At 70.3% G+C, this 12019-nt stretch carries 11 protein-coding genes and 1 pseudogene; 7 read left to right on the forward strand and 5 right to left on the reverse strand.

The window, feature by feature from the left end; genetic code table 11:
- The 3 genes from GRC12_RS34690 to GRC12_RS34700 form a co-directional block, all read right to left on the reverse strand.
- Positions 1 to 562: NADH-quinone oxidoreductase subunit C (locus tag GRC12_RS34690; protein WP_208783876.1), on the reverse strand; the 562-nt coding region annotated here is incomplete at its 3' end.
- Positions 559 to 1392 (reverse strand): NuoB/complex I 20 kDa subunit family protein, encoded by an 834-nt coding sequence (nuoB, locus tag GRC12_RS34695; protein WP_244374242.1) that lies wholly within the window; start codon positions 1390 to 1392, stop codon positions 559 to 561. The genes nuoB and GRC12_RS34690, both read right to left, overlap by 4 nt.
- Positions 1383 to 1829, reverse strand: a complete 447-nt coding sequence (locus GRC12_RS34700; RefSeq protein ID WP_244374244.1) for an NADH-quinone oxidoreductase subunit A — start codon at positions 1827 to 1829, stop codon at positions 1383 to 1385. Before GRC12_RS34700 ends, nuoB begins: the two co-directional genes overlap by 10 nt.
- A gap of 143 nt (positions 1830 to 1972) precedes the next feature.
- Between GRC12_RS34700 and GRC12_RS34705 the strand changes: the two genes are divergently transcribed.
- The 5 genes from GRC12_RS34705 to GRC12_RS34725 all read left to right on the forward strand — a co-directional run bounded on the left by GRC12_RS34705 (position 1973) and on the right by GRC12_RS34725 (position 8859).
- Positions 1973 to 3172, forward strand: coding sequence for a sensor histidine kinase (locus GRC12_RS34705; RefSeq protein ID WP_208783880.1), 1200 nt, complete (start codon positions 1973 to 1975; stop codon positions 3170 to 3172).
- A gap of 121 nt (positions 3173 to 3293) precedes the next feature.
- A complete protein-coding gene (locus GRC12_RS34710; RefSeq protein WP_208783882.1) occupies positions 3294 to 4658 on the forward strand; it encodes a sensor histidine kinase in 1365 nt (454 codons plus the stop codon).
- Between the two features lie 259 nt (positions 4659 to 4917).
- The gene (locus GRC12_RS34715; RefSeq protein ID WP_308286707.1) at positions 4918 to 5577 is read left to right on the forward strand and encodes a LuxR C-terminal-related transcriptional regulator; all 660 of its coding nucleotides are present in this window, start codon (positions 4918 to 4920) and stop codon (positions 5575 to 5577) included.
- Positions 5578 to 5843: 266 nt separating this feature from the next.
- Positions 5844 to 7787 carry a 2-oxoacid:acceptor oxidoreductase subunit alpha gene (locus GRC12_RS34720; RefSeq protein ID WP_208783884.1) on the forward strand — a complete coding sequence of 648 codons (1944 nt, stop codon included), beginning with the start codon at positions 5844 to 5846 and terminating at the stop codon, positions 7785 to 7787.
- A complete protein-coding gene (locus GRC12_RS34725) occupies positions 7780 to 8859 on the forward strand; it encodes a 2-oxoacid:ferredoxin oxidoreductase subunit beta (protein ID WP_208783887.1) in 1080 nt (359 codons plus the stop codon). The genes GRC12_RS34720 and GRC12_RS34725 overlap by 8 nt, the downstream gene beginning before the upstream one ends.
- Positions 8860 to 8940: 81 nt before the next feature.
- Here the strand turns inward: GRC12_RS34725 and GRC12_RS34730 are convergent, their stop codons facing one another.
- A complete protein-coding gene (locus GRC12_RS34730; protein ID WP_208783889.1) occupies positions 8941 to 9351 on the reverse strand; it encodes a winged helix-turn-helix transcriptional regulator in 411 nt (136 codons plus the stop codon).
- Between the two features lie 92 nt (positions 9352 to 9443).
- Here GRC12_RS34730 and GRC12_RS34735 point away from each other — a divergent pair, with 92 nt between their 5' ends.
- Both GRC12_RS34735 and rarD read left to right on the forward strand, forming a co-directional pair.
- Positions 9444 to 10298, forward strand: a complete 855-nt coding sequence (locus GRC12_RS34735; protein WP_208783891.1) for an SDR family oxidoreductase — start codon at positions 9444 to 9446, stop codon at positions 10296 to 10298.
- A gap of 168 nt (positions 10299 to 10466) precedes the next feature.
- Entirely contained in the window at positions 10467 to 11420 is a 954-nt protein-coding gene (rarD, locus tag GRC12_RS34740) for an EamA family transporter RarD (RefSeq protein WP_208783893.1), read from the forward strand.
- Positions 11421 to 11486: 66 nt separating this feature from the next.
- Here the strand turns inward: rarD and GRC12_RS34745 are convergent.
- Positions 11487 to 12019 (reverse strand): annotated as a pseudogene (locus tag GRC12_RS34745) (tetratricopeptide repeat protein); the annotation flags it as partial.

A 12019-nucleotide genomic window follows, 5' to 3' on the forward strand; every position in this document is an offset into this window, starting at 1 on the left:
CCTTCAGGGGGCCCCACTCGTTGGGGTCCGGGACGCCCGGGGGGAGCATCTGGCGGCGTTTGGGGCCGCCGTGGTCGGACTCGCCGGGTTCCTTGGCGCCGGGCCAGGCCTTGGCGACTCGGGCGGCGAGGACGAAGTCCTTGCGGAGGGGGTGGCCCTCGAAGGTCTCCGGGAGGAGGAGGTGGTCAAGTGCCGGGTGGCCTTCGAAGGTCACGCCGAACATCTCGTGGGTCTCGCGTTCGTGCCAGGCGGCGCCCGCGTAGAGGTTCACCGCGCTCGGCAGGGTCGGCGCGTCGTGCGGGACCGTCGTACGCAGGAGGAGGCGGCGGACCGGGGCGAGGGCGACGACGTGTGCCGAGACGCGGAAGCCCGTGCCGGGTTCGTCGACCGCGCTCAGCCAGTCGAAATAGGTGCAGGCCAGCTGGTCACGGGCCACCGCCAGCGCGGTGAGCCAGGAGGAGGGCGGAACGTCCACGGTCAGGACGTCGTAGGACACGTCCGCCGTGGCCTCCGTACCGAACAGTTCCTCGACCGGGGCGGGAAGCCAGCCGATCGTGCTCATCGACCCTCCTCGGTAGCCGGAGCATCGGAGGCAGCAGAGCCGGAACCCGGAGCGTCGGAACCCGGAGCGTCGGAAGCCGGAGCATCGGAAGCCGGAGCATCGGAAGCCGGAGAGTCGTCGGCTTCCGGGGCGGGAACACCGGTCCCCGATGCCGCCCTCTCCCCCGGCCCCTTCACCAACCCGCTCTGCAGAGCTCCCGCCGACGGGCGACCACCCGTGTCCACCGCGCCGTACCGCTCGCCCAGGGACTCCCTGGCGATCTTCTCCTGGAGTTTGAGGATGCCCTGGAGGAGGGCTTCGGGGCGGGGCGGGCAGCCGGGGACGTAGACGTCGACCGGGATGATCTGGTCGACGCCCTTGGTGACGGAGTAGGAGTCCCAGTAGGGGCCGCCGCAGTTGGAGCAGGCGCCGAAGGAGATGACGTACTTCGGTTCCGGCATCTGTTCGTACAGCCGCTTCACGGCCGGGGCCATCTTGTCCGTGACCGTGCCGGAGACGACCATCAGGTCGGCCTGGCGCGGGCCCGGGGCGAAGGGGATCACGCCGAGGCGGATGAAGTCGTGGCGGGCCATCGACGCGGCGATGAACTCGATCGCGCAGCAGGCCAGGCCGAAGTTGAAGACCCAGAGCGAGTAGCGGCGGCCCCAGTTGAGGATCACCTTCATCGGTTCCGGCGCGAGGCGTGCGAGGGCGCCGAGTCGCTTCGGCTCCGGCAGCAGGACCGGTTGCTCCTGCGGCAGGACCGGCTGCCCGTCGGTGACAGCGCGGACAGCGGGGACAGCAGTGACAGCGTTGACCTCGGTGACGTTGGTCTCTGGCGTCACGTCCATGCCAGTACGCCCTTCTTGTATGCGTACAGCAGCCCCACGGCCAGGAAGCCGAGGAAGATGAACATCTCGACCAGGGTCGTCGCGCCGTAACCCGGGACGGCGAAGACCGTCGCCCAGGGGAACAGGAAGATCGAGTCGACGGCGAAGACGACGTACAGGAAGGCGTAGACGTAGTAGCGGACCTGGGTGTGCGCCCAGCCCTCGCCGACGGGGTCGACTCCGCACTCGTACGTCAGGAGTTTCTCCGGGGTGGGGACCACCGGCCGCAGCAGGCGGCCCGCGCCGAAGGCGACGGCCACGAAGAGCACGCCGGCCACGGCGAGCAGTCCGACGACCGAGTACGACCGGAAGTAGCCCGCCGCGATGACGACGGTCGGTTCCCGCACGTCCGTCCCCTCACTCGCTTCACTCGCTGCTGTTCGACGATCTGTACGCAGGGAGTCTAGGCCCTGATAAAGGCACGGTAAGCAGCCCGTCATGCCTTGAGATCGGCACGTGATGCCAAGGTGGGGTTTTCCCCAGCAGACGGGGGCAGCCGACCTCATGGCGCGGGGGCCCGGCGCGCGGCACGCTAGCCCATATGACCGAAGGATTCTCGCGCCCGGCCCGGGCCCCGGAAGGCGCCGACGACCGTCTGCCGCCCGCCCGTCTCGCCTACGTAGGGCACACCTGGAAGGAGATCGCGCATCTGCTCGTGAATCTTCCGCTGGCGGTGTTCGGGTTCGTCTACGTCGTGACGGTGCTGTGGACCGGTTTCTGGCTGACCGTGACGGTGATCGGGTTCCCGTTGCTGGCGGCCGGGCTGATGGGTGCACGGCACTGGGGGCGGATGGAGCGGGCGCGGGCAAGGCGGCTGCTCGGGGTGCGCGTCGACGAGCCGAGTCCGCTGCCCCGGCGAGCGGCGGCGGGCGGCTTCCTGCCGTGGCTGTGGATGGCGGTGAAGGATCCGGTCGCCTGGCGCACGGTGCTGTACCACTTCATCCGGCTGCCGTGGGGCATCCTCACCTTCGCCATCACGCTGACCTCGTTGTTCGTGCTGTGGCCGGTGCTGCCGTTCATCGCGCGCGGGCTGGCGAACGCGGACCGGGCGATGGTGCGCGGGCTGCTGTCGCCCTCCGACGAGCTGGAGCGGCGCATCGCCGAGCTGGAGTCGGACCGGGGGGTCGTGGTCGACACGGCCAACGCGGATCTGCGGCGCATCGAGCGCGACCTGCACGACGGGGCGCAGGCGCGGCTGGTCAATCTGGCGATGGGGCTGGGCCTGGCGAAGGAGAAGCTGCTGGAGGATCCCGACTCGGCGGCGGAGATGGTCGCCGAGGCGCACGGCGAGGTGAAGCTCGCGCTGCAGGAGCTGCGGGACCTGGCGCGGGGCATCCATCCCGCCGTACTCACCGACCGGGGACTGGACGCGGCGCTGTCCGCCGTCGCCTCCCGCTGCACCGTGCCCGTCAAGGTGACGGTGGATCTGGAGTCCCGGCCGGCCGCGGCCATCGAGGGCATCGCCTATTTCACCGTGTCGGAGCTGCTGCAGAACATCAGCAAGCACAGCGGGGCGAGGAACGCGGTCGTCGAGGTGTGGCGGGCGGAGAACCGGCTGCTCATCCAGGTCGAGGACGACGGGCGGGGCGGTGCCCGGCTGGACGGCGGTAGCGGGATGCGGGGGCTGGCCGAGCGGCTGGGCGCGGTCGACGGGCTGTTCGTCGTCGACTCGCCGCAGGGCGGGCCGACCGTCGTCACGGCGGAACTGCCCTGGCGCGACCGTTCCGGGGCCGCGGGGTAGGGAAAACCCCCCGCCGAAGATGCCGACGGACTCCATGGTTCGCGGACCTGCGGCGCAGCAGGGTGGAGGTAGGGCGGGAGAAGCCGCAAAAGGAACGGGACGAGTAGAACGGACGACGCCGATGGCCACGGAGTACGGACAGGGCTACGGGCACGGGTACGACAGCGGGTTCGGGCTCGCCGAGCCGCGCCGGCGCCGGCTGCCTGCCGGGCTGCGGGCGCCGTTCGAGGGGCGCAGCTGGCGGGAGTTCGGGTATGTGCTGCTGAGCCTGCCGATCGGGATCATGCTCTTCACATACGCCGTGACGATGGTGGCGCTCGGCGCCGGTCTGCTGGTGACGTTCCTCGGTATCCCGGTGCTCGCGGCGGGGCTCGCCGGCTGCCGGGGGTTCGGGGCGTTGGAGCGGGCGCGGGCGCGCGGCATGCTGGGGCTGGAGGTGGGGGACCCCGAGCCGCTGCGGATGAAGAAGTCCGGGGTGATGGCCTGGATGGGGGCCGTGCTGAAGAGCGGCACCTCGTGGCGCACGCTGCTGTACGCGGTGGTGCAGTTCCCCTGGTCGGTGTTCTCGTTCGTGGTCGCCGTGAACTTCTGGGCGTACGGCTGGGCGCTGCTGACGTACCCGCTGTGGTTCTGGGTCTTCCCGGTGTACGCCGGTCAGGGCGGCCTGCAGCTGTTCGGCGACGCGCATCACTCGGTCTACCTCGACAACCCGTTCGAGATCACCGTCACGGCCCTGGTGGGGCTGTTGTTCACGCTGGCCACGCCGTGGATCGTGCGGGCGCTGACCATGGTGGACCGGGTCATGGTGCACGGGCTGCTGGGGCCGTCGCGGCTGTCGGCGCGGGTGGTGGAGCTGGAGTCGGACCGGGGGGTCGTGGTGGACACGGCGGCGGCCGACCTGCGGCGGATCGAGCGGGACCTGCACGACGGGGCGCAGGCGCGGCTGGTGGCGCTGGCGATGGATCTGGGGCTGGCGAAGGAGAAGCTGGCGGAGGATCCGCGGGCGGCGGCGCGGATGGTGGACGAGGCGCACGGTGAGGTGAAGACGGCGCTGCAGGAGCTGCGGGATCTGGCGCGGGGCATCCATCCCGCCGTACTCACCGACCGGGGACTGGACGCGGCGCTGTCCGCCGTCGCCTCCCGCTGCGCCGTGCCCGTGCAGGTGGAGGTGGATCTGGCCGAGCGGCCGGCGCCCGCGATCGAGGGCATCGCCTACTTCACGGTGTCGGAGCTGCTGCAGAACATCAGCAAGCACGCCCGGGCCACCTGGGCGGCGGTGGACGTGTGGCGGGTCGAGGGCCGACTGATGGTGCAGGTCGTCGACAACGGTGTGGGCGGTGCGGACGCCTCCTCCGGTTCGGGCCTGGCCGGGCTCGCGGAACGCTTGGACGCGGTGGACGGGATCCTGGTGGTGGACTCCCCGACGGGCGGGCCGACCCGGGTGACGGCGGAGCTGCCGTGGCGGGGGGAGCGGTCGTTGCGGTGACGCGTCCGTACGCCCGATCCCTGTACGTCCAGGTCCCGTACGCGCGATTCCCGTACGCCCACATCCCGTACGCCCGATTCCCGTACGGCCGATGATCGGCACCCGCACGGCAGGCCGGAAACGCGCCTGCCGTGCGGCTGTTTCCCGCTGATTGCCCAGGGAATCGCGTTGCCGGGGCCCCTCCGGGTCCGGATGCTGGAATGCTGGACTACTGGCAGACGGAACAGGGCGTGGGGGGCCGGACATCGTGGAGGACAGGGTGCGGGTGGTCATCGCCGAGGATTCGGTGCTCCTGCGGGAGGGGCTGACGCGGCTGTTGACCGACCGTGGGCACGACGTCGTCGCCGGGGTCGGTGACGGGGAGGCGCTGATCAAGACCATCACGGAGCTCGACGGGCAGGGCGAGCTGCCGGACGTGGTGGTCGCGGACGTGCGGATGCCGCCGACGCACACCGACGAGGGGGTGCGAGCCGCGGTGCAACTGCGGAAGGCACATCCCGGTCTCGGGGTACTCGTACTGTCGCAGTACGTGGAGGAGCGGTACGCCACCGAGCTGCTCGCCGGGTCCAGTCACGGCGTCGGCTACCTGCTCAAGGACCGGGTGGCCGAGGTGCGTGAGTTCGTGGACGCGGTGGTGCGGGTGGCCCGGGGCGGTACCGCGCTGGACCCGGAGGTGGTGGCGCAGCTGCTCGGACGCAGCCGTAAGCAGGATGTGCTGGCCGGGCTCACGCCGCGGGAACGGGAGGTGTTGGGACTGATGGCCGAGGGACGGACGAACTCCGCGATCGCCCGGCAGCTCGTGGTCAGCGACGGCGCCGTGGAGAAGCACGTCAGCAACATCTTCCTGAAGCTCGGGCTGTCGCAGAGCGACGGGGATCACCGGCGTGTTCTCGCGGTCCTCACCTATCTCAACTCATGACCGGCTGACACCGGACCGGCGGCCGCGCGCTCAGCCGTCAGTCCAGCGTCCGTCCAGCCCCAGAACCGAAGAATCGCGGGGAGCGTCTTCAGAGCAAGCGCCGGGGGGCGAGAAATCATGACAATTCAGGGCGTCGGACCGTCTCAAATGCGTGTCCATCATGCGAATGGCCGAGGGAAGGCGACCCTAACGGACGTAGGGTTGATCCTGGGAAGGCCTGCGGGAAGGCCGGTCCCAGACAGCCGCCTCGAGGGAGGTCCAGTTCAGTGACCAGCCAGGTCAGCAGGACGACGGAGCAGGCAGAAGCGGACACGGCGGACGGAGCCGTCGTAGGAGAGCAGCGCAGGCCGGCGGGGACGAAGGACGTCCGCCGGCTGGACCGGGTGATCATCAGGTTCGCGGGAGACTCCGGTGACGGGATGCAGCTCACCGGTGACCGCTTCACCTCGGAGACGGCGTCCTTCGGCAACGATCTCTCCACCCTTCCGAACTTCCCCGCCGAGATCCGCGCCCCCGCCGGAACCCTCCCGGGTGTCTCGTCCTTCCAGCTCCACTTCGCCGACCACGACATCCTCACTCCGGGTGACGCGCCGAACGTGCTCGTCGCGATGAACCCGGCCGCGCTGAAGGCGAACATCGGCGATCTGCCGCGCGGCGCGGAGATCATCGTCAACACGGACGAGTTCACCAAACGGGCGATGCAGAAGGTCGGCTACGCCGTCTCCCCGCTGGAGGACGGCTCGCTGGACGGCTACAGCCTGCACGAGGTGCCGCTGACCACGCTGACGGTGGAGGCCCTCAAGGACTTCGACCTCAGCCGGAAAGAGGCCGAGCGCAGCAAGAACATGTTCGCGCTGGGGCTGCTGAGCTGGATGTACCACCGGCCGACCGAGGGCACGGAGAAGTTCCTGCGCACCAAGTTCGCGAAGAAGCCGGAGATCGCCGAGGCGAACCTGGCGGCCTACCGCGCGGGCTGGAACTTCGGCGAGACGACCGAGGACTTCGCGGTCTCCTACGAGATCGCCCCGGCGACGACCGCGTTCCCGCCGGGCCTGTACCGCAACATCTCCGGCAACCTCGCACTCGCCTACGGCCTGATCGCGGCCTCGCGCCAGGCCGATCTGCCGCTGTTCCTGGGCTCGTACCCGATCACTCCGGCCTCGGACATCCTGCACGAGCTGAGCCGGCACAAGAACTTCGGCGTGCGCACCTTCCAGGCCGAGGACGAGATCGCGGGCATCGGCGCGGCCCTGGGCGCGGCCTTCGGCGGCTCGCTCGGCGTGACGACGACGTCCGGTCCCGGGGTGGCGCTCAAGAGCGAGACCATCGGCCTGGCGGTCTCCCTGGAGCTGCCGCTGCTGGTCATCGACATCCAGCGCGGCGGTCCGTCCACGGGTCTGCCGACCAAGACCGAGCAGGCCGACCTGCTGCAGGCCATGTTCGGCCGCAACGGCGAGGCGCCGGTCCCGATCGTCGCCCCGTGCACGCCGGCCGACTGCTTCGACGCGGCCCTGGAGGCCACCCGCATCGCCCTGACCTACAGAACCCCCGTGATGCTGCTGTCCGACGGCTACCTGGCCAACGGCTCCGAACCCTGGCGCATCCCGGAACTGGACGAACTCCCGGACCTGACCGTGCAGTTCGCACAGGGTCCCAACCACACGCTGCCCGACGGCAGCGAGGTCTTCTGGCCCTACAAGCGCGACCCGCAGACCCTCGCCCGCCCCTGGGCCGTCCCGGGCACGCCCGGCCTGGAACACCGCATCGGCGGCATCGAGAAGCAGGACGGCACGGGCAACATCTCCTACGACCCCGCCAACCACGACTTCATGGTCCGCACCCGGCAGGCCAAGATCGACGGCATCGACGTACCGGATCTGGAGGTCGACGACCCGCACGAGGCACGCACCCTGGTGCTGGGCTGGGGCTCGACGTACGGACCGATCACGGCGGCGGTACGGCGGCTGCGGGCGGCCGGCGAGTCGATCGCACAGGCGCATCTGCGCCACCTCAACCCCTTCCCGCGGAATCTGGGCGCGGTGCTCGGGCGTTACGAGAAGGTCGTGATCCCCGAGATGAACCTCGGTCAGCTCGCCACGCTGATCCGGGCGAAGTACCTGGTCGACGCCCACTCGTACAACCAGGTCAACGGCATGCCGTTCAAGGCTGAGCAGCTCGCCACGGCTCTCAAGGAGGCCATCGATGGCTGAGACGTCCACGGAAGGCACGGGCACGATCGAGGCGCTCACTCTCGTCCCCAAGGCCGCGGCCCGGCAGTCCATGAAGGACTTCAAGTCCGATCAGGAAGTGCGCTGGTGCCCCGGCTGCGGTGACTACGCGATCCTGGCGGCCGTCCAGGGCTTCATGCCGGAGCTGGGCCTGGCCAAGGAGAACATCGTCTTCGTCTCGGGCATCGGCTGCTCGTCCCGCTTCCCCTACTACATGAACACGTACGGCATGCACTCCATCCACGGCCGTGCGCCTGCGATCGCGACGGGGCTCGCGGCCTCGCGGCGGGATCTGTCGGTGTGGGTGGTCACGGGTGACGGCGACGCGCTGTCGATCGGCGGAAACCACCTGATCCACGCGCTGCGCCGGAATGTAAACCTGAAGATCCTGCTGTTCAACAACCGGATCTACGGCCTGACCAAAGGCCAGTACTCCCCGACCTCCGAGGTCGGAAAGATCACGAAGTCGACTCCGATGGGCTCGCTGGACGCCCCCTTCAACCCGGTGTCCCTCGCCCTCGGCGCGGAGGCGTCCTTCGTCGCCCGCACCATCGACTCCGACCGCAAGCACCTCACCGAGGTCCTGCGCCAGGCCGCGGCCCACCCGGGCACGGCGCTGATCGAGATCTACCAGAACTGCAACATCTTCAACGACGGTGCCTTCGACGCCCTCAAGGACAAGCAGCAGGCCGAGGATGCGGTGATCCGCCTCGAGCACGGGCAGCCGATCCGCTTCGGGGCGGACGGTGCGCGGGGCGTCGTCCGCGATGCGGTCACCGGCGATCTGAAGGTGGTCGACGTGACGCCGGACAACGAGTCCCAGATCCTGGTCCACGACGCCCACGCGGCGTCCCCCACGACCGCCTTCGCCCTCTCCCGCCTGGCCGACCCGGACACCCTCCACCACACCCCCATCGGCGTGCTGCGCTCGGTGGACCGGCCGGTGTACGACACCCAGATGGCCGACCAGCTGGACTCCGCCATCGAGCAGAACGGCAAGGGCGACCTGGCGACGCTGCTGGCGGGCGGCGACACCTGGACGGTGGTCGGCTGACGACCGCCGCTGTGACGCAGGGAGGGCTCGGATGCTTTGCACGGCATCCGAGCCCTTCTCATTCCTCGTGCGGGTCGCCGCTCACCTTCCGGACGAGCCGGCACCGGCCCTCGCGGCGTCGTACCGCTCCCGCGCCTCCTGCACGGCGTCGAGCCGCTTCTGGGTCCACCCCGCCAGCCCCCTCACCTGTTCCGCCGCCTCGCGACCGAGGTCGGTCAGGGAGTAGTCGACTCGGGGCGGGATGACCGGCTTGGCGTCGCGGTGGACCAGGCCGTCGCGTTCCAGGGTCTGGAGGGTCTGGGTCAGCATCTTCTCGCTGACGCGGCCGATCGCCCGGCGCAGTTCGCTGAAGCGGTACGGGCGGTCGAGGAGCTCGATCAGGACGAGGACGCCCCAGCGGCTGGTGACGTGTTCCAGGACGAGGCGGTACGGGCACATCGCCTCGCCGGTGTCGTACTTGGAGACAACGGAGTCCACTGCACTTACGGCCATGCCAGTACCTTACTTCAAAGTGGGTACTTTCGCAGAGTTAGCGCTCCCCCTAGGGTTAGTGGCATCCGCACCCCACAAGGAGATCGCACATCATGAGCATCGTCGTCACCGGAGCCACCGGACACCTCGGCCGCCACGTCGTCGAGCAGCTGCTGGAGAAGGTCCCGGCCGAGCAGGTCACCGCCGTCGTGCGCGACGAGGCCAAGGCCGCCGACCTCGCCGAGCGCGGCGTGAAGCTCGCGGTCGCCGACTACAACGCCCCCGAGACCTTCGACCACGTCTTCTCCGCCGGTGACAAGGTGCTGCTCATCAGCGGCAGCGAGGTCGGCAACGACCGCGTCGGCCAGCACCGGGTCGTCATCGAGGCCGCCAAGGCCGCCGGGGTCGCCCTGCTCGCCTACACCAGCGCCCCGGGCGCCCTGAAGGCCGCCCTCGCCGACGACCACCGCGGCACCGAGGAGATCCTGCTCGGCTCCGGCGTGCCGTACGTCCTGCTGCGCAACGGCTGGTACCACGAGAACTACACCGAGAACCTCGCCCCGGTGCTCGAGCACAACGCCGTGGTCCAGGCCGCCGGTGACGGCCGCGTCTCCTCCGCCTCCCGCGCCGACTACGCGGCCGCCGCGGTCGCCGTACTGACCGGTGAGGGCCACGAGAACAAGACGTACGAGCTGGGCGGCGACGAGGCGTGGAGCTTCGCGGAGTACGCGGCGGAGCTGAGCAAGCAGACCGGCAAGGAGATCGTCTACAACCCCGTCTCCGTCGAGGCCTTCACCGGCATCCTGGCCGGCGCCGGGCTGCCGGAGCCGGTCGCCGCGGTGATCGCGGGCGTCGACGCCTCCGTCGAGAAGGGCGAGCTGGTCGTCGACAGCGGTGACCTCTCGCGGCTGGCCGGGCGTCCGACCAGCACGATCGCCGACGCGATCACGGCCGCGCTCAAGGGCTGACCTCCCCGGAGGTCCGAGGGCCGCACTCCCCCGCCGGGCCCTCGGACGCACCACCCCCGCCTGTCATGACCGTATAGCGATACGGGCATGACAGGCGGGGGCCTTCGGCGTTACCTTCTTGCCTGCACACGCGTGCGACGGCGCGAGCGCGTCGAGGAGGAGGTGCCCGTGAGCGGGAAGTCGAAGGGCGAGCGGCGCACAGGTCTGCTGAACGGCTTCGCCGCGTACGGGATGTGGGGCCTGGTGCCCCTCTTCTGGCCCCTCCTCAAGCCCGCCGGCGCGGTCGAGATCCTCGCCCACCGCATGGTGTGGTCGCTGGCCTTCGTCGCCGTCGCGCTTCTCTGTGTACGGCGCTGGGCCTGGGCCGGTGAGCTGCTGCGGCAGCCGCGGCGGCTGGCGCTGGTCGCCGTGGCGGCGGCGGTCATCACCGTCAACTGGGGCGTGTACATCTGGGCCGTCAACAGCGGCCATGTCGTCGAGGCCTCGCTCGGGTACTTCATCAACCCGCTGGTCACCATCGCCATGGGCGTACTGCTCCTGAAGGAACGGCTGCGGCCCGTGCAGTGGGCGGCGGTCGGGATCGGCTTCGCGGCGGTGATCGTGCTGACCGTCGGGTACGGGCAGCCGCCGTGGATCTCGCTGACGCTGGCCTTCTCCTTCGCCACCTACGGGCTCGTGAAGAAGAAGGTGAATCTGGGCGGGATCGAGTCGCTGGCCGCGGAGACCGCGATCCAGTTCCTGCCCGCCGTCGGTTATCTGCTGTGGCTGACCTCGCGCGGGGACTCCACCTTCACCACCGAGGGGCCCGGGCACGGGGCGCTGCTGGCGGCGACCGGTGTGGTGACCGCGCTGCCGCTCGTGTGCTTCGGCGCGGCGGCGATCCGGGTGCCGTTGTCGACCCTGGGGCTGCTGCAGTATCTGGCACCGGTGTTCCAGTTCCTGCTGGGTGTCGCCTACTTCCATGAGGCGATGCCGGTCGAGCGGTGGGCCGGGTTCGCGCTGGTGTGGGGCGCCCTGTGCCTGCTCACCTTCGACGCGTGGCGGACCGCACGGGAGATGAGGCGGCGGCTGGAGGAGGTGCCGCGGGTCGAGGTGGCACCGTCGGCTCCGGTGGACGCCTGACCCCGCCGATGCGGGCAGACACGTTCCGGCGTGCCGGGGGCGTGAATGCTCGGCTTCTCCCCGCCGTCACCGGGCCGACTTGCGGGCGCGTTCCGTGAGGCGGCCCATGCGGGCGCGGGCCGCCTCCAGTTCCTCGATGTCGTCGGCGGCCGGCCCGTCCTCGGCCGTCAGCTCCGTCCACAGGCCGATCAGGTCGCGGCCCAGCTCCAGCCCCTGGTGCGGGTCGCGTACGGCGCGCCAGGCGGAGGCGGCGCTCTGGACGTTGCCGTACGCCCCCTCCCCGTCGCCGGCGCGCCGATGGGTCCGGGCGAGGTCGAGCGACAGCCGGAACGCACGCACCGGGTCGCCCGCCAAGTAGGCGATGTACGCGGTCAGTTCGCGCAGCTTCAGCACCTCGCCGTGCTCCGGCCCGAGCACCGCCATGGCCTCCCCCACGGCTCCCACAGCCAACCCGTCCGCCTCCGCTATCCGCCCCGCCTTCACGGCCTCGTTGATCCGTGTCACCGGCTCCGCGAGAACCCCGGTGGTGGTGGACGGCTCGTCCCCCAGCACCGCCTCGGCCACGGCGTCGAACCCACGCGCGGGGGTCGGGGTGGGCT

It is taken from the genome of Streptomyces griseorubiginosus (assembly GCF_017614965.1).
Taxonomy (GTDB): Bacteria; Actinomycetota; Actinomycetes; order Streptomycetales; family Streptomycetaceae; genus Streptomyces; species Streptomyces griseorubiginosus_B.

Bases quoted from the DNA above. Each gene is read 5' to 3' on its own strand.
- nuoB (WP_244374242.1), bottom strand. From the start codon at position 1,392: ATGGACGTGACGCCAGAGACCAACGTCACCGAGGTCAACGCTGTCACT.
- GRC12_RS34705 (WP_208783880.1), top strand. From the start codon at position 1,973: ATGACCGAAGGATTCTCGCGCCCGGCCCGGGCCCCGGAAGGCGCCGAC.
- GRC12_RS34710 (WP_208783882.1), top strand. From the start codon at position 3,294: ATGGCCACGGAGTACGGACAGGGCTACGGGCACGGGTACGACAGCGGG.
- GRC12_RS34725 (WP_208783887.1), top strand. From the start codon at position 7,780: ATGGCTGAGACGTCCACGGAAGGCACGGGCACGATCGAGGCGCTCACT.
- GRC12_RS34730 (WP_208783889.1), bottom strand. From the start codon at position 9,351: ATGGCCGTAAGTGCAGTGGACTCCGTTGTCTCCAAGTACGACACCGGC.
- GRC12_RS34735 (WP_208783891.1), top strand. From the start codon at position 9,444: ATGAGCATCGTCGTCACCGGAGCCACCGGACACCTCGGCCGCCACGTC.